Consider the following 15,340-nt stretch of genomic DNA (forward strand, 5'->3'; position numbering starts at 1 on the left):
AGCCGCCATGAGCACACCGCCTGAGCTGCCAGAGCTACCGTCCGACCTCCACTACGTCGACGACAGGCTGCCGGGGATCAGCCGGCGCCGTCTGCGTGGGCGCTTCGCGTACTTCGATCCGGGCGGCGAGCGCATCCGCGTGGAAGCGGAAATCGAGCGCATCAACAGCCTGGCGATTCCGCCGGCGTACATCGACGTGTGGATCTGCATCGATCCGCTCGGCCACCTGCAGGCCACCGGCCGCGACGTGCGCGGGCGCAAGCAGTACCGCTACCACCCGCGCTGGACCGAGGTTCGCGACAGCGCCAAGTACGAGCGCCTGCTGCGTTTCGGGGAAAACCTGCCCGCCCTGCGCAAACGCCTTGAACGGGACCTGGCACGACCGGGTCTGGGGGCGGAAAAGGTCATGGCAACCGTGGTCGAACTGCTTGACCGCACGCTGATCCGCATCGGCAACCAGCGTTACCGCAAGGAAAACCGCTCCTTCGGCCTGACCACCCTGAACAACCGCCATGTCGAGGTCCAAGGCACGCGCATTCGCTTCGCCTTTCGCGGCAAGAGCGGCATCCGCCACAGCGTGGACATCGAGCACCCGCGCCTGGCGCGCATCCTTCGCCGCTGCCTGGAACTGCCCGGCCAGCAGCTGTTCCAGTACCTGGATGCCGACCGCCAACGCCACATGATCGACTCTCGCGACATCAACGCCTACCTGCGCGAACACGCCGGCGAGGAATTCACCGCCAAGGACTACCGCACCTGGGCCGGCACCACCCTGGCGCTGGAGTACTGCCGCAAGACCCGCTGGGAAGACGAGAAAAGCGCCAACCGCCAGCTCAAGGCAATCATCGAGCAGGTGGCCGACGAACTGGGGAACACGCCGGCAATCTGCCGCAAGTGCTACGTGCATCCACGAGTGATCGAAGCCTTCCTCGCCGGCGAACTGCAAGAGCTGCGTAAAGCGCGAAAGCGGAAGCACCTGAGCGCCGAGGAGGCCACCCTGCTCGGGTTCCTGTCGCGGACGCTCCCCTGAGCGCCTTTCGAGCAGAGCGCGCGCCGGTGGCGACAGCAAGATTGTTCAAGCCAGTCGACACGTTTCTCTGCCACGCTGAAGAGACTTACCTGCCTGCAAGAAACGTTCATGTCCCAAGATCAGCTTCCCTCCCGCGCCTTCCTCAGGGGCGCCATCGACATCATGCCGCTGTCGCTCGCGGTACTGCCCTGGGGCCTGCTGGCCGGCTCCCTGGCCATCGACGCCGGGCTTTCGCCGCTGCACGGCCAGGGCCTGTCGGCCATCGTCTTCGCCGGCGCCGCACAACTGGTGGCGATCGGCATGCTCAAGGGCGGTGCCGGGTTCTTCTCGATCATGATCACCACACTGCTGCTGACTTCCCAGCACCTGCTCTACGGGATGACCATGCGTCCGGTGATCTCCGGACTGCCGGGGCGCTGGCGCGCCGGGCTGGGCTTCCTGCTCACCGACGAGCTGTTCGCCCTTACCAGCGGCCATGACCGCGAAACCTTCAACCGCTGGTACGCCCTGGGCGTGGGCCTGACGTTCTACATCGCCTGGAACCTCTTCACCCTTGCCGGCGTGCTGGTGGGCACTAGCATTCCCGGCCTTGAGCACCTTGGGCTGGACTTCTCCATCGCCGCCACCTTCGTCGCGTTGATCGTGCCGGTGGTGAAGAACATCCCGACCGTGGTCTGCGTCGCCGTCTCGCTGTTCTGCTCGGTGCTGCTCAGCTACTGGCAGGTCGGTTCGGCGCTGGTGCTTTCCGGGCTGGCGGGGATGTTCGCCGGCTTCCTCTGCCAGAAGTTCTCGGGGGTGCGCGCATGATGGCCTGGGCAGTGATCTTCGGCATGGGCCTGATCGTATTCTTCAACCGCTACGTGTTCCTCGAACCGCGCCTGCCGATCCGCCTGAGCAGCAACGTGCGGCAATTCCTCGGCTTCGCCGTGCCGGGGATGCTCACGGCAATCTGCGGCCCCATCGTGTTCCTTCCCGAGCACCAGTTGAACCTGCGCGTGGACAACCCCTACCTGCTCGGCGCCATCGTCGCGGTGGTGCTGGTGCTGTGGACGCGCAATGTGCTGCTCAGCGTGATCCTCAGCATGGGCGCGTTCTACCTGCTGCGCTGGTGGCTGTGACCGGCGCCCGGCTTCAGCCCGACTCGCCCTGTCTGTAGTACGCCAACACCAATTGCACCAGCGCTTCCTCGATGCCCGCGCGCCGCCCCGGCGCCAGGGCACCGGGATCATCCAGTAGCGCGCGCAATACGCCGCCAACGGCGTGGGCGAGGACGAAAACCTCGGCCTCGTCGAGCTTGCGCAACTGCTGGTCATGCCCGATCAGGCCGTGGGTCACCAGGTGAGTCATGATGCTGCCGCGCAGGGCTGGCAGCGGGCTGCCACCACCACGGGTCATCAGGTAGTGCATCAGCGCCTTGTGCGCTCCAGTACGCCCACCGTAGGCACTGACGGCGGCATGGATCACCGCGCGGATACGCTCGCCGGGCGTCTCCGGCGGTCGAGCGGACAGTGCGCCCATGATGCCGCTTGCCAACGCCGCCAACTCGCGCCGGGCCAGCTCGTCGAGGATACGGTCCTTGTTGGGGAAGTACTGGTACAACGAGCCAACGCTGACCCCGGCGAGTTCCGCCACGTGATTGGTGGTGAATCCCTCCAGGCCATGACGCTCCAGGATGCGCCGGGACGCCTCCAATATGAGCTCGACCTTCTCCAGCGCCCGCGCCTGCCTTGGCAAGCGACGGCTATCTGGCTGATTTTCCGCTGTTTTTCGGTTCACCTGGGGCCACCGGGAAAGCGAGTACAGCAAACACCGCGTCCTTCCTATCATGGCAGCCACAACGAAGCCGGCAAGGCGAGCGGATGAACCGCAGCGGCCGGCCCGGGAGAACCCGCCATGAGCCACAAGAGCCACATTGCCCAACTGGACGACGACATCTGCGTGCATATCTTCGCCGCGTCCGGCGCGATGGTCGGTGTGTGCCTGACCGTGGTTGGCATCCTGCGCATCATCGTCGGCCAGCACCGCGTCGACCTGATCGGCCAGGACATGCTCGCGGTGAACACGGTGATCTACCTGGCCACCACCCTCGCCGCCTATTTCGGCCTGCGCACCCGCAAGCTGCAGCGCAACCACCGCCTGGAGCGCATCGCCGACACCCTGTTCCTGGTCGGCCTGAGCATCACCACCCTGACGACCGCCTTCATCGCCTGCGCGATGTCCTGCTGTTGAGCCAACGATTGAATTTCCCTACCGCTATGTAGAAATATATACGGCGATGAGGTTGTCGCTCAGAGAGAAGAAAAATGAATACCGCCGTGTACGCCAAGGAAGCCGTCGGCGCGAATTACGCGCTGGAGTCGATGCAATACGCCCAGGCCCGCACCTGGGAAGCCGTGGACGCCATTGCCGCCGCAATGCTCCCCGGCATGACCGAACTGGAAGCCACCGCCATCGGCAAGCAGGTGCTCGCCGACCTGGGTATGGAGCGCATCTGGCACCCGCTGCTGATCCGCTTCGGCGCCAATACCCTGAAGACCTTCAAGCAGCGCTCCGAGGGCAACCCAGTGCTGGGTGAGAACGACATCTTCTTCATCGACATGGGCGTGGTCTGGCGCGGTCACGAAGGCGACGCCGGCGCCACCTTCGTCACCGGCGACGATCCGGACATGATCGCCTGCGCGGCAGCGGCGAAGACGCTGTTCGAACGTGTCGAGGCGCGTTGGCGCGAAACCGGCTGCAGCGGCGTCGAGCTCTATGATTTCGCCCACCAACAGGCCGAGACCATGGGTTGGAAGCTGAACCTGGACATCAAGGGCCACCGTGTCAGCGACTTCCCCCACGCCATCTACCGCGCCGGCGATCTGGGCGACTACGCCGAGCATCCCCATGGCGGCCTGTGGATCCTGGAGATCCAGCTCGCCCACCCGAGCAAGGCCTACGGTGCCTTCTACGAAGACCTGCTGGCCTGACCCGGAGCCCATGCGATGAGTGAAAACGTACTGCTGTTCTCCTACGGCACCCTGCAGGACAAGGCCGTCCAACTGGCCAGCTTCGGCCGCGAACTGCAGGGCCGCTCCGACGCGCTGGTGGCCTTCCGCACCGACTGGGTGGAAATCACCGACCCCGCCGTGCTCGCCACCAGCGGCAAGACCCACCACCCCATCGTCCAGTACAGCGGCGAGGACGCCGACCGCGTACCCGGCACCGTCTTCGAGATTACCCAGCAGGAGCTGCTGGCGGCGGACGCCTACGAGGTGTCCGACTACCAGCGGATCAACGTCCGGCTGCAATCAGGCCTGCAGGCGTGGGTCTATGTGAAGGCCTGAAATGTAGCGAAACTCGTAAGGCAACGGGCATGGATTCATTAGCCTAGCTTCACTGTCGATCATTTCATGACCAGGCACGTTCCACCGGGCTACAGCTCTGAAGCCCGATGTGCCTGGCTTTCAGGGCGATCTGCGACTCGGCGTAGATCGCCCTGAAAGCGCCGCCACGGCGATTCGATCATTCCCAGCAACTTTCCTCATGGGTTCGCCCGGTTACCGGTCAGTAGACTGTCGCCACTCGCGAGCAACACCCATCAGAAGTCCACTACCCGAGAATTCCTTCATGAAACTGCTCACTGCCAGTCTCCTGTCCCTCGCTGCCCTGCTCGCCAGCCAGGCTTCCATGGCCGAAGAGTCCGCCCTGATGACCAACCGCCTGACCACAGCCAACTATCAGGCCATGCAGGCCACTCGCGACAAGGCTGACGCCGAGCAGCAGACCGCACAGAACGCCCAGCCGGATGCCGAGAAAAAGGCCGAGCAGGACAAGCACTGCTGATCTCGTTGTACTCCGGGAGCGCGCTGTCGCTCCCGGTTCCTGCCGTCTTCCGCTTTTTACCTGCCTCCCCAGCCTGATCCCTGGTACGCCCGCCAACACCGGGGAAGCTTCGTAGGGCGCATAATGCCTGGGCGTTATCCGCCCTACTCGCTCCCCGCCGCTCACGTAGCAGCGGCGCTTCTCCGCGAACTCCCGGCTCAGCCGGGACAGTGGCCGCCCCAGGCATCATCCAATCGGACTGATCGCGGATAAGATCTGCTCCCACAAGGGCACTCCGCTGCCTGCCCTGGCATCATTCGGCAATTTACCCCGCAAACATCAGCCTGAATTGATGTCAGCTCAATCAAATATGAATTTTTCCTGATGCGGCGGCGCCCTACTCTGGCCACGCGCTGCACTGACAGCGCCAGCTACTCAGCCGTCCTCTAGAGACGCGGGTTCTCGATAACAACTCCAACTGCCCCGAGGATCTCCCATGCGCCTTCGCTCGCTCATGCCTGGCCGTGAATCCCCCTTTTCCCTGAACACCGGAGGCTGGCATGTCTGACCTTCGCAGCCCCGCCATTGGCAACAGCAACGGCGACGAAAGCCTGCTCGCCAGCCACGGCTACCGGCAGGAGCTCGACCGCGGGCTGAACCTGTGGTCGTCCTTCTCCGTCGGCTTTGCCACCATTTCCCCGGTCGTCGGCATCTACTCGGTGATGTCCCTGGGCGCCATGAGCGTCGGGCCGTCCTGGGTGTGGATCGTGCCCGTGTGCCTGCTACTGCAATTGACCGTGGCGCTGGTGTACGCCGAACTGTCCTCGCAGTTCCCTCTGGCCGGCGGTTGCTACCAGTGGGTACGTCGACTCATCGGTGATCGTGCGGCCTGGTTCACCGGTTTCCTCTACCTGGCGTCCGCCCTCGCTTCGCTCACCACCGTCGCCTACCTGGGCGGTTTCTGGCTCGGCCTGCTGGTCACCGGCGAGCCGCCATCAGCCAACGCCCAGGTGCTCTGTGGCGCGGCATTGCTGGCTTTGGGGTTGGGAGTGAACCTGCTGGGCATCAACCCACTGAAGTACTTCGTCAACGCTGGCATCTTCGCCGAGGCCATCGCGTCCATCGGTATCGGTGTGCTGTTGCTGCTGTTCTTCCGCAACCACTCCTTCGAGATGCTGTTCAGCAGCCTCAATGCCCTGGAAGTCTCCGGCGGCACCTACTGGAGCGGCTTCCTGACCGCACTGGCGGTGGGCGGCTGGGCCTTCCTCGGCTTCGACGCCTGCTCGCAGATTTCCGAGGAAACCACCGACGCCCGCGTCTCCACACCGCGCGCCATCCTGCGTTCGATGCTGGTGGTCGGGCTGACCGTGATGCTCACCGCCTTCGCCGTCACCCTGTCGTACAAGGACCCGGCTGCCGTGGTCAGCGGGCAGATCATCGATCCGGTGACACCCGCCGTGGTGGATGCCTTTGGCGCCTGGGCCGAGCAGCCGTTCGTGGCCATCGTGCTGGTCGCCTTCGTCGCCTGCGTCGTCTCGGTGCAGACCTACATCGGTCGCGCGATCTTCGGCATGGCCCGCGATGAAATCCTCCCCGGCTCTGCCCTGCTGCGCCGCGTCGACAAGCGCAAGGTGCCGATGGCGGCGATGGTCTGCAGCACCCTGCTGGCCAGCCTGGGCCTCGCGCTGGGGCTGAACGCCACCGCGGTCGGCACGCTGATCGCCTTCGGCAGCGGCGGCTTCTTCTTTGTCTTCCTGATCGTCGCCGCCAGCGCGCTGTACACCCGCCTGACTGGCCGCTGGGACCCGGACAAAGGTGCGCTGAAGCTTGGCCGCAAGGGTCTGCTGGTCAACGTCATCGCCGTGGTCTGGCTGGTGTTCGAGGCGATCAACGTGGCCTGGCCACGGGAAATGCTCGCCCCGCCCGGCGCGCCCTGGTTCCAGGTCTGGGCGGTGGTCGTGGTGTTCTCCGCCCTCGCCCTGTTCGGCCTGGCCTACCTGTTCATCGCCAAGCCGCACCGCCGCATCGCCACCAGCCTGAGCTTCGCCGGCCGCGCCGTCGGCTGAGTCCCTGGCGCCCCGCGCGGCGCCCTTTTCCCTGCCCTCCCTTGGCTGGCTTCGTCGAAGCCGGCACGGGCGGGCCATGCCTGAAATCCGGAGCTTGTCATGTCCACCCTGAACTACTGGAACTACCCCACGGAAATCCTCTGCGGTGTCGGAGCCCTCGATCAACTGGCCGAACGCTGCCGCCTGGCCGGCATGCGCAAGCCGCTGCTGGTCACCGACCCCGGCATGCTCGAACTGCCGCCGCTGCACGAAGTACGCCGCCGCCTGGAAGCCGCCGGCATCGACTACGCGCTGTTCCACGGTTTTTCCAGCAATCCCGCACGGGAGGAAGTCACCGCCGGCGCCGGCGCTCTGGCCGAAGGCGGCCACGATTCGCTGATCGCCCTGGGCGGCGGCAGCGCGCTGGACGCGGCCAAGGGCATCGCCCTGCTCAGTCGCGATGCGAACGGCCTGCATAACTTCGAATGGTCGCAACTGATCGAGCGTTACCCGACCCTGGGCGACCATCCTGCCCTCGACCTGCCGCCGCTGATCGCCATTCCCACCACTGCCGGCACCGGTTCCGAGCTGGGCCGCGAGGCGGTGCTGACCGATACGGCGCGCGGCATCAAGATCGTCGTCGGCCATCGCGAGCTGCTGGCCCACTCGGTGATCCTCGACCCGGCGCTGACCGTCGGCCTGCCGAAGTCGCTCACCGCCGCCACCGGCATGGACGCCCTGACCCATCACCTGGAGTCGCTGTTCTCGCCGCTCTACCATCCGATGTCCGCTGGCGTCGCCATCGAAGGCGTGCGTCTGGTCAAGGAGCACCTGCAACGCGCCGTGCACAACGGCACCGACCTGGCCGCCCGCGAAGGCATGCTGGTGGCCTCCGCCAGCGCCGCCGTGGCATTCCAGAAGGGACTGGGCGGCGTGCATGCCCTGGCGCACCCGCTGGGCGCGAAACACCACAAGCACCATGGCCTGCTCAACGCGGTGCTGCTGCCGTACCTGCTGGTGGCCAATCGCAGCGCCATCGAAGCCGACGCCACGCGTCTCGCCCGTTACCTGGAGCTGCCGGAAGCGGGCTTCGACGGCCTGCTCGGCTGGGTGCTGGAACTGCGTTCGGCGGTGGGCATTCCCCATACGCTCAAGGAGCTGGGCCTCACTGGCGAGGATGCGCAATGGGTCGGCGAGCAGGCAGTGGCAGACATTTCGTCGTCCGAAACCAACGCCCTGCCGCTGCTGGCCGAAGACTACTCGCGCATCTACCTCAACGCGGTCAACGGCGTGCTCGCCTGAGGCATCAAGCCGGGAGGCCGTGCACGCTCAGCAGGTCTTCGATGAAGGCACGGGCGGCCTCGCTGCGGGGCCGCCCGGCATAGGTGATCATGCTGTGGGTCACCTCGTAGCAGAGCTTTTCCGGTAGCAGCGGCTTCATTCGCCCGCGCTCGACCCAGATGTTCGCGTAGTGGGTCGGCAGGTAGCCCAGGTGCGTGCCGGCCAGCACCGAATGCGCCACCGCCTCCATGTGATGCGCGGTGGCGCTGCTGCGTTCGGGGCGGAACGGCAGTTCCTGGTCCGCCGGCAGGAAGCCATGGCGCACCCAGTTGTAGTCGGCGATCTGCTTGAGCGTCGGCTTGCGCGCCGTGAACAGGGGGTGGCGCTCGCCGCAGAACACGCCGATCTCCTCGGTGTACAGCGGCAGGTAATCCAGGGTCGGCCGGGTCCGGCTGAAGTAGGAGATCGCCAGGTCCAGCTGGCCGTCGATCACCGCCAGCTCAAGCTCCGTGGGCGAGTTCACGTAGAGGTTCAGCTGTACGTCCTGTTCGCGGCCGTGGAAGGCCGCCAGGGTCTCGTCGAAGCGCGCCTGCGGCAGGGTCGTGACGTTGTCCGCCAGCCCCAGGTACAGCTCACCGACCAGTTGACCGGACAGCGCCTGGGCCTGGTCACGGAACAGGCCGATGGCATCGAACATCGCCTGGGATGCTTCGAGAATCCGCTGCCCTTTCGCCGTCAGGCGGAAGCCGCCCTTGCCGCGCTCGCACAACCGATAGCCCAGGCGCTTTTCCAGGCTGCCGATGTGCATGCTGATGTTCGACTGGCTCATGTTCAGCTCAGCCTGCGCCGCGGTGAAGCCGCCGCACTTCACCACGGAGGCGAAGATACGCAGCAGGCGCAGATCGAGGTCGGTGAAATTCCTGAGCATGGGCAGAGTCCGGCGCTGGGCGGGCGGCTAGTCTACTGCACAGGGGACGGCCAGTCCCACGGGGGCGATCCGATGGAATCCCCGGCGCGCCCGCGAGCCCCTGTTCAGGTATCCCTGATGGAGAGAAGCCATGCTGCTCGAAGGTTCCTGCCACTGCGGCGCCGTGCACTTCAGCCTGCACAGCGCTCATCCCTACCCCTACCAGCGCTGCTACTGCTCGATCTGTCGCAAGACCCAGGGCGGTGGTGGCTACGCGATCAACCTCGGGGGTGATGCCGCCAGCCTCAAGGTACGCGGGCGCAAGCACATCAGCATCTACCACGCGAAGATCCGTGAGGCAGGCCAGCGCACCCACACCAGCGGTGCCGAGCGACATTTCTGCAGCCAGTGCGGCAGCGGGCTGTGGCTTTACGACTCACGCTGGCCGGAACTGATCCATCCTTTCGCCTCCGCCATCGACACGGCCTTGCCGGTACCGCCCGAACACACCCATCTGCTGTTGCGGTCGAAGGCCGACTGGGTCGAGGTGCAAGCCGGTCCGCACGACCTGCAATTCGACGACTACCCGCAGGAGTCCATCGCCCAGTGGCATCAGCGTCTCGACCTGGAGCGGTGAGCGTCAGGCGCGCCAGAACGGCTTGGCGATCTCCAGCGCCACCTGGCGGCGCGTCAGGCCAATGTCGTCGATCAGGTACGGATGGGCCCTGGCCAGGGTGGCGAGCTGGCGACGAACCCGCGTTCGCGTCTGCCAGAGGCTCAACAGCTCCAGCAACGCCAGTGGGCTGAACGGCCGGATGGAAGCTTTCGACAGCAGCAGGCGGGGAGTATCGTTCATGGCAGCCTCCGTTCGACTCGTGTCCCATGGGGCCGAGCATGGCGGTCGCCTGGAGCGCCGTCCTCAAGCGGTGCCAAACACTTCCAAAAACTTGCAAAGGGGGCGTCATGCTGCGATCGCGTCTGGCTTTCGGTCCCTTCGTGCTCGATGGCCCCGCCGACCTGCTCAAGCGCGACGACCGGCCCATCACCATCGGCTTCCGTGCATTCAACCTGCTGCTGACTCTGCTGGAGCGGCCGGGCGAGATTCGCACCAAGGCCGAGCTGATGGACGCCACCTGGCCGGGGTTGGTGGTCGAGGAAGGCAACCTCACCGTACAGATCGCGCAACTGCGCAAGGTGCTCGGCGAAGCGCCGGAAGGTGGTTCGTGGATCACCACCGTGCCCCGTGTCGGCTACCGCTTCAGCGCTGCCGTGCAATGCCTGGAAGAAGCGCCGCGCACCTTGCCGGCCCTGCCGGATGAACCCTCGATCGCCGTGCTGCCCTTCGTCAACCTTGGCGACGATCCGCAGCAGGCCCTCTTCGCCGACGGCCTCACCGAAGACCTGACCACCGAGCTATCGCGCGTCGGCGGGCTGTTCGTCATCGCCCGCACCTCGGCCTTCGCCTACAAGGGCAAGGCCATGGACGTGCGCGAGATCGCTCGCGAACTGGGCGTGCGCTATCTGCTCGAAGGCAGCGCCCGGCGTACCGATGCGCGCGTGCGGATCAACGCCCAGCTGGTGGACGCCAGCACTGGCGAACACGTCTGGGCCGAGCGTTTCGAGAGTCGACAGGAAGATATCTTCGACCTGCAGGACCAGGTCACCGGACAGATCATCCAGGCCCTGCTCGGCCACCTGCGCACACCGCTGCCGCGCAACCGGCCGAAGAGTCTGGAGGCCTATGAACTCTGCGTGCGCGCCCGCCAGTTGATGGACGATTCGCCACTGGCCGCGCGCGAAGCGCACCTGATGCTGAGCCGCGCCATCGCCCTCGACCCGCAGTACGCCGAGGCGCGGCGCTGGCTGGCGATGAACCACTGGATGGGCTGGATACACAGCGGCGGCCCGACCCCGCTGGAGCGCGAAACCGCCCTGGCACAGGCGCGCGAAGCGGTAAGCATCGACCCCAACGATTCGGGCTGCCGCTGGAGCCTGGCGTACCTGCTGACCTATGAGCGCCAGTACAGCGAAGCCGACGCGCAGTTCCAGCGGGCAATCGAACTGGACCCCAACGACGCCGACGCCTGGACGGCGCTGTCCGACGTCAGGGTGCTGGCCGGGCGCATCGACGAAGGCCTGGAGCACATCCGCCGGGCCTTTCGCCTCAACCCCTTCCCCGCCGGCTGGTACTACCTGACGCTGGGCCAGGCGCAGTACGCGGCGCGCGATTACCAGGGCGCGCTCCAGACCCTGCGCCGCGACGAAACCTACCGCAGCAGCTCGCGGCGCTTCCTCGCCGCCAGCCTCGCGCAGCTGGGCCGGCTGGACGAAGCCCGCGCGGAAACCGAGTTTTTCCTGGTCGGCAATCCGGACTTCACCATCCGTCACTGGGTCGCGACCGAACCGCTGCGCGATACCGCCGTGCGCGAACACTTCGTCGAAGGCTTCCGCAAGACGGGACTACCCGACTGACCCTCCGAGCCGGGCCATCACAAGGCTGTCATCCGGCATCGTTAGAGTGCACGGCCACCGTCCGTCCGCAAGCTCCCGGCGAGCGGAACGACGCCCGCCGCTGCCAGAAGAAGACCGATGAACGCAGATACAGGCCACACCCGCCGACCGTTCCTGATCCGCTCGGACAACATGACCGCCGACGATTTCGGCGAGCTCTACACACGGATGTTCGGCAACCTGTACTCAGGGATGCCTCGGCCCGAAAAGCCCATCGCCATCGGCGGAGTCTACGGCCGCTACGAGGGCGTGAGCTTCCGCCGCCTGAATTTCCGTGGCGACCTGCTGACCGAGATGCCTGCCCTGGACGATGAGATCACCTTCATCTTCCCCAGCGCCGGGCGGGTCGTCTTCAACCAGTGCAGCGACAGCGTCGGCCTGCCCAGCGTCGGGCTGGCCATGGAGAAGACTTCGGTGCGTTCGGTCGGTTTCATCGACGGCCACGCGCACCACGGTCTGTCGGTGCGTCGCTCGCTGTTCGCCCGTCGCCTGGCCACCTTGCTGGGCCGGCCGATCACCCACAAGGTGCGCTTCCAGCCACGGGTGGACCTGAGCAACGAGGTCTTCCAGGGCATCAAGGCCATCGTCGCCATGGCCACCGGCAACGAGTTCGACCTGCTGATCAGTTCCAGCGCGCTGATGCCGGCGCGCCTGCAGGAAATGCTGGTGGACTCGGTGCTGGATATCTGGCCACACAACTACAGCGATGCGCTCCGCCGCCCCGCCCCGCAGATCGCGCCGCGCCATGTGAAGCTGGCCATGGACTATATCCAGGAGCATCCGGACGCGATGGTCAGCGGCAGCGAGCTGGCCGAGCTGACCAACGTCAGCCTGCGCGCCCTACAGGAAGGATTCCGCCGCTTCGTCGGCAGCTCCATCGTCGCCTACCAGCGCGAAGTGCGCCTGCAGCGCGCCTATGACGCTCTGCAGCAGGACAGCGCGCAGTCGGTCAGCGAGATTTCCCTGGCCCTGGGCTTCAGCAACGTCGGGCGCTTCTGCCAGTACTTCCAGAGTGCCTACGGCATGAGTCCTGCGGACCTGCGCAAGAGCCTGCCGGTGCCTGCGTAGGGCGCATAACCCGGAACGGGTTATCCGCCGCAGCAGCGGATAACGCTGGGGGCGTTATTCGCCCTACGTACTCGGCCCGCTTCGCGAGCAAGCTCGCCCCTACCAGACAGCTCCCAAGCATCCAGCACCTACGCAACCCGCTATTTTCGCGCCACCACGGCCTGCGCTCTGAAAGCAAACGGCCCGGCGCGCGGAACGCGGCGGGCCGTTTGCCCATGGCGACGCCGATCAGAACTGGTAGCTGGCCTTCAGGCTACCGCTGGCACCATGGCTGCCGCTGCCACCTAGCGCGCCAACCTCGGCACCGATGCTGAAGTCGCCCTGGCTGGCGGTCAGGCTGAACGCGCCGCTGAACTGATCGCGGTTGTCAAAGGCGGCACGCTGGGAGATGTCCAACCCCAGCAACTGGCCTTCGCTATCGACCTTGTAGTCGCCCAGCGCGTGGTCGTAGCCGACTTCCAGCGCCGGCACCATCTGCCAGCCGCCGCCCAGTTCTGCTGCGGCGAACGAGGCCTTGAGGTTGGCGTAGGCACTGCGGCGGTTCTCGCTGATGTCGTCGACGTCCAGCGCCAGCTCGCTGCCTTTCTCCTGGAAGCCATCCAGGTCCAGGTGGCTGTAGCGCAGGCCGATGCTCGGTTCCAGGGTGACAGTGGACACTGCCGTGCGATAGCCCAGCGCGAGGCTTCCACCGCTGAGACTGCCGTTGGTGTCGCCCTTGGCCTTGCCCAGGCCGCCGCCGATGTCGCGCTTGCTGTCGTAGTCGAGCCAGCCGTAGCTGAGGTCAGCGTCGACGAACAGTCCCTGCTCCAGGCTGTCGAGGGCGAAGCGCGCACCGCCACGGACGAAGGTCAGGTCGGTATCCACGTCACCCCCGGCGCCGCCGACGCTGCCCTTGCTGTAGCCGAAGCCGGCATTGCCGCTGAGCTGGTCGGAGAAGCGCTGGGTCACGCCGATCATCATGCCCTGGGTGTGTTCATTGCTGCTTTGCGCATTGGAGGTGGCGGAGTTGCCCTGATAGCCGGCCAGCGCGGTGGTCCACAGGCGGGTCTGCCCGGCCTTCAGGTCGACGCCGCTGGCATAAGGCGCGGCGGCCTTGTCGATCAGCGCGTCCTGGCGCAGCAGGTAGCTGGCCGCGTCGGCATGCACCTGGCCACCGACGGTGGACTCGACGCCGCCGAGGGTGCCCGCGTCGATGGCCGATTGCAGGTAGTAGTTGTAGGCGGTGTAGTCGCCGGAGAGGCTGCTGTTCTGCAACTGGGTCAGCAGCTGGGCACCGGCGGCGGCGTTGCCGGAAAGCCCGGCGGTACCCGGCAAGGAGCTGTAGTAGACCATCTTGCCGCGCAGCACATAGATGGTCTCCTGGGACAGGCCGAGGCCTTCCTTCAGGTAGTTGTCCATCGTGCCGTACTCGGCGGTCACCTCGTCCAGGCCGGCCTGCAGGTAACTCGCCTGCACGCCCAGCAGTGGCTCGTAGATCGCGGCCATGCTGGCCGGCAGCATCGCCAGGGTCGCCTTGACCCGCGCCGCCGTGTAGTCGTTGGTGGCCAGGTAGTTTTCCATGATGGTGGCGCTGTCCACCCCGGCGATGCTCAGCAGCACGGCGGCTGTCCAACCGGTGCGGTCCTTGCCGGCAGTGCAGTGGAACAGCGCGGCGCCGTCGGCGGCGGCCAACTCGTTGAACAGCGTGGTGAACTGGCCGCGCATGCCGGCGTCGCTGACGAAGGCACGGTTGGTCTCCTCCATCATCTCCACGGCCTGGGCGGCGCTGGTGAAGGAGATGTTGGTGACGTTGGCGCCGGAGGTGGTGCTGCCGATGATATCGATGTTCTGGTAGGCCGCCCCGGCCGGCAGGGTGTCCGGCGTACCGGCGATTTCGCTGGGGGTGCGCAGGTCATAGACATTGCTGATGCCCAGGCTGTTCAGCACCGCCAGGTCCGTGCCCTTGGGGGTCAGCGCGTTGGAGCGGTAGAACACGCCGGAGCGCATCACACCGTCGTTGGACGTGGTATAGGCGGTGGTGGTGCCGGCGAGGTCGCGGAAGTTGTCGATGCCGGTCAGCCGCGGGGTGTCCAGCGTATAGGTCTCGGCAGCGTAGGCCGAGGCGATGGACAGGCTGAGCAGGGACAGGCCGATGGTGGAAACGGAAAGCAGGGCGCGATGAAACACGATGTAGCCTCTTTGAGCTTGTTGGCGGGGGCTACTATCGAGGGCGTTCCAGACCCGAATGTGACAGTTCGGCGCCCAGCGCAAATGGGCGCGCGATCTGTCCGTGGGCTGCGTTTTCTGTCCGTGCGGCTAGTCTTCGCGGCGTCCACCGGACTCACGGTCGCGTTCGTAGCGATGCACCGTGGGAAAGGCCGGCAGCCAGGCCTCGCGCCGGCAGGTCCACAATTCGTAGGTCGGCTGTAACCGATCCTGCTCATCCAGCGCGCCCAGGTTTACCTCGACCTCGTCGGTACTGCGGCCAAACACCGAGGAACCACAGCGCGGACAGAAGCAGCGCCCGGCGTACTCGCGGGCATCACCTTCGATGCGCACGGCGCTCGCCGGGAAGATCGCCGACGCATGGAACAGCGCGCCATGGTGCTTGCGGCAGTCCAGGCAATGGCAGATGCCGACCCGGTAGGGCCGGCCCGTGGCTTCGATCCGCAGGCTGCCGCACAGGCAACCGCCGGTGACTGTTTCCATGCTGCA

Annotated in this window: 17 protein-coding genes; 12 read left to right on the forward strand and 5 right to left on the reverse strand. The window is 66.0% G+C overall.

What is annotated here, in order from left to right; genetic code table 11:
- The first annotated feature begins 7 nt into the window (after positions 1 to 7).
- The 3 genes from FAS41_RS07400 (at position 8) to FAS41_RS07410 (ending at position 2,148) form a co-directional block, all read left to right on the forward strand.
- On the forward strand, positions 8 to 1,030 hold the full coding sequence (locus FAS41_RS07400; protein ID WP_138520958.1) for a DNA topoisomerase IB: 1,023 nt from the start codon (positions 8 to 10) through the stop codon (positions 1,028 to 1,030).
- A gap of 108 nt (positions 1,031 to 1,138) precedes the next feature.
- Positions 1,139 to 1,837: an AzlC family ABC transporter permease gene (locus FAS41_RS07405; RefSeq protein WP_138520959.1), complete on the forward strand. Its 699-nt coding sequence runs from the start codon at positions 1,139 to 1,141 to the stop codon at positions 1,835 to 1,837.
- Entirely contained in the window at positions 1,834 to 2,148 is a 315-nt protein-coding gene (locus tag FAS41_RS07410) for an AzlD domain-containing protein (protein WP_138520960.1), read from the forward strand. Before FAS41_RS07405 ends, FAS41_RS07410 begins: the two co-directional genes overlap by 4 nt.
- 13 nt (positions 2,149 to 2,161) lie before the next feature.
- Here the strand turns inward: FAS41_RS07410 and FAS41_RS07415 are convergent, their stop codons facing one another.
- The gene (locus FAS41_RS07415) at positions 2,162 to 2,722 is read right to left on the reverse strand and encodes a TetR/AcrR family transcriptional regulator (RefSeq protein WP_246084829.1); all 561 of its coding nucleotides are present in this window, start codon (positions 2,720 to 2,722) and stop codon (positions 2,162 to 2,164) included.
- Positions 2,723 to 2,923: 201 nt separating this feature from the next.
- On the opposite strand from FAS41_RS07415, the gene FAS41_RS07420 reads away from it, so the two are divergent.
- From FAS41_RS07420 to FAS41_RS07445, 6 genes are all read left to right on the forward strand, one after another.
- Positions 2,924 to 3,259, forward strand: a complete 336-nt coding sequence (locus FAS41_RS07420) for a hypothetical protein (protein ID WP_138520962.1) — start codon at positions 2,924 to 2,926, stop codon at positions 3,257 to 3,259.
- Positions 3,260 to 3,333: 74 nt separating this feature from the next.
- Positions 3,334 to 3,999, forward strand: a complete 666-nt coding sequence (locus FAS41_RS07425) for a M24 family metallopeptidase (RefSeq protein WP_138520963.1) — start codon at positions 3,334 to 3,336, stop codon at positions 3,997 to 3,999.
- Between the two features lie 15 nt (positions 4,000 to 4,014).
- The gene (locus FAS41_RS07430; RefSeq protein ID WP_138520964.1) at positions 4,015 to 4,356 is read left to right on the forward strand and encodes a gamma-glutamylcyclotransferase family protein; all 342 of its coding nucleotides are present in this window, start codon (positions 4,015 to 4,017) and stop codon (positions 4,354 to 4,356) included.
- Between the two features lie 283 nt (positions 4,357 to 4,639).
- Positions 4,640 to 4,855: a hypothetical protein gene (locus tag FAS41_RS07435; protein ID WP_138520965.1), complete on the forward strand. Its 216-nt coding sequence runs from the start codon at positions 4,640 to 4,642 to the stop codon at positions 4,853 to 4,855.
- A gap of 539 nt (positions 4,856 to 5,394) precedes the next feature.
- Positions 5,395 to 6,900, forward strand: a complete 1,506-nt coding sequence (locus tag FAS41_RS07440; protein ID WP_138520966.1) for an APC family permease — start codon at positions 5,395 to 5,397, stop codon at positions 6,898 to 6,900.
- A 99-nt stretch (positions 6,901 to 6,999) separates the two neighbouring features.
- The gene (locus FAS41_RS07445; RefSeq protein WP_138520967.1) at positions 7,000 to 8,181 is read left to right on the forward strand and encodes an iron-containing alcohol dehydrogenase; all 1,182 of its coding nucleotides are present in this window, start codon (positions 7,000 to 7,002) and stop codon (positions 8,179 to 8,181) included.
- Between the two features lie 4 nt (positions 8,182 to 8,185).
- On the opposite strand, the gene FAS41_RS07450 is transcribed toward FAS41_RS07445, so the two are convergent.
- Complete coding sequence (locus tag FAS41_RS07450) at positions 8,186 to 9,088, reverse strand: LysR family transcriptional regulator (RefSeq protein ID WP_138520968.1); 903 nt, start codon at positions 9,086 to 9,088, stop codon at positions 8,186 to 8,188.
- A gap of 130 nt (positions 9,089 to 9,218) precedes the next feature.
- On the opposite strand from FAS41_RS07450, the gene FAS41_RS07455 reads away from it, so the two are divergent.
- Positions 9,219 to 9,704 carry a GFA family protein gene (locus tag FAS41_RS07455; protein WP_138520969.1) on the forward strand — a complete coding sequence of 162 codons (486 nt, stop codon included), beginning with the start codon at positions 9,219 to 9,221 and terminating at the stop codon, positions 9,702 to 9,704.
- A 3-nt stretch (positions 9,705 to 9,707) separates the two neighbouring features.
- Here FAS41_RS07455 and FAS41_RS07460 read toward each other — a convergent pair whose 3' ends face one another.
- Complete coding sequence (locus FAS41_RS07460; protein ID WP_138520970.1) at positions 9,708 to 9,923, reverse strand: DUF1127 domain-containing protein; 216 nt, start codon at positions 9,921 to 9,923, stop codon at positions 9,708 to 9,710.
- Positions 9,924 to 10,030: 107 nt separating this feature from the next.
- On the opposite strand from FAS41_RS07460, the gene FAS41_RS07465 reads away from it, so the two are divergent.
- Positions 10,031 to 11,539: a winged helix-turn-helix domain-containing tetratricopeptide repeat protein gene (locus FAS41_RS07465; RefSeq protein WP_138520971.1), complete on the forward strand. Its 1,509-nt coding sequence runs from the start codon at positions 10,031 to 10,033 to the stop codon at positions 11,537 to 11,539.
- 117 nt (positions 11,540 to 11,656) lie between these two features.
- Positions 11,657 to 12,646 (forward strand): AraC family transcriptional regulator, encoded by a 990-nt coding sequence (locus FAS41_RS07470; protein WP_138520972.1) that lies wholly within the window; start codon positions 11,657 to 11,659, stop codon positions 12,644 to 12,646.
- A 228-nt stretch (positions 12,647 to 12,874) separates the two neighbouring features.
- On the opposite strand, the gene FAS41_RS07475 is transcribed toward FAS41_RS07470, so the two are convergent.
- Positions 12,875 to 14,812, reverse strand: a complete 1,938-nt coding sequence (locus FAS41_RS07475; protein WP_246084830.1) for a tyrosine-protein phosphatase — start codon at positions 14,810 to 14,812, stop codon at positions 12,875 to 12,877.
- Positions 14,813 to 14,941: 129 nt separating this feature from the next.
- Positions 14,942 to 15,334, reverse strand: coding sequence for a GFA family protein (locus tag FAS41_RS07480; protein WP_138520973.1), 393 nt, complete (start codon positions 15,332 to 15,334; stop codon positions 14,942 to 14,944).
- Positions 15,335 to 15,340 lie beyond the last annotated feature (6 nt).

This window comes from Pseudomonas nicosulfuronedens, assembly GCF_005877905.1.
GTDB lineage: Bacteria > Pseudomonadota > Gammaproteobacteria > Pseudomonadales > Pseudomonadaceae > Pseudomonas > Pseudomonas nicosulfuronedens.

Bases quoted from the DNA above. Each gene is read 5' to 3' on its own strand.
- FAS41_RS07480 (WP_138520973.1), bottom strand. From the start codon at position 15,334: ATGGAAACAGTCACCGGCGGTTGCCTGTGCGGCAGCCTGCGGATCGAA.
- FAS41_RS07450 (WP_138520968.1), bottom strand. From the start codon at position 9,088: ATGCTCAGGAATTTCACCGACCTCGATCTGCGCCTGCTGCGTATCTTC.
- FAS41_RS07465 (WP_138520971.1), top strand. From the start codon at position 10,031: ATGCTGCGATCGCGTCTGGCTTTCGGTCCCTTCGTGCTCGATGGCCCC.
- FAS41_RS07455 (WP_138520969.1), top strand. From the start codon at position 9,219: ATGCTGCTCGAAGGTTCCTGCCACTGCGGCGCCGTGCACTTCAGCCTG.
- FAS41_RS07470 (WP_138520972.1), top strand. From the start codon at position 11,657: ATGAACGCAGATACAGGCCACACCCGCCGACCGTTCCTGATCCGCTCG.
- FAS41_RS07435 (WP_138520965.1), top strand. From the start codon at position 4,640: ATGAAACTGCTCACTGCCAGTCTCCTGTCCCTCGCTGCCCTGCTCGCC.
- FAS41_RS07425 (WP_138520963.1), top strand. From the start codon at position 3,334: ATGAATACCGCCGTGTACGCCAAGGAAGCCGTCGGCGCGAATTACGCG.
- FAS41_RS07440 (WP_138520966.1), top strand. From the start codon at position 5,395: ATGTCTGACCTTCGCAGCCCCGCCATTGGCAACAGCAACGGCGACGAA.
- FAS41_RS07430 (WP_138520964.1), top strand. From the start codon at position 4,015: ATGAGTGAAAACGTACTGCTGTTCTCCTACGGCACCCTGCAGGACAAG.
- FAS41_RS07460 (WP_138520970.1), bottom strand. From the start codon at position 9,923: ATGAACGATACTCCCCGCCTGCTGCTGTCGAAAGCTTCCATCCGGCCG.
- FAS41_RS07420 (WP_138520962.1), top strand. From the start codon at position 2,924: ATGAGCCACAAGAGCCACATTGCCCAACTGGACGACGACATCTGCGTG.
- FAS41_RS07400 (WP_138520958.1), top strand. From the start codon at position 8: ATGAGCACACCGCCTGAGCTGCCAGAGCTACCGTCCGACCTCCACTAC.
- FAS41_RS07445 (WP_138520967.1), top strand. From the start codon at position 7,000: ATGTCCACCCTGAACTACTGGAACTACCCCACGGAAATCCTCTGCGGT.
- FAS41_RS07410 (WP_138520960.1), top strand. From the start codon at position 1,834: ATGATGGCCTGGGCAGTGATCTTCGGCATGGGCCTGATCGTATTCTTC.
- FAS41_RS07405 (WP_138520959.1), top strand. From the start codon at position 1,139: ATGTCCCAAGATCAGCTTCCCTCCCGCGCCTTCCTCAGGGGCGCCATC.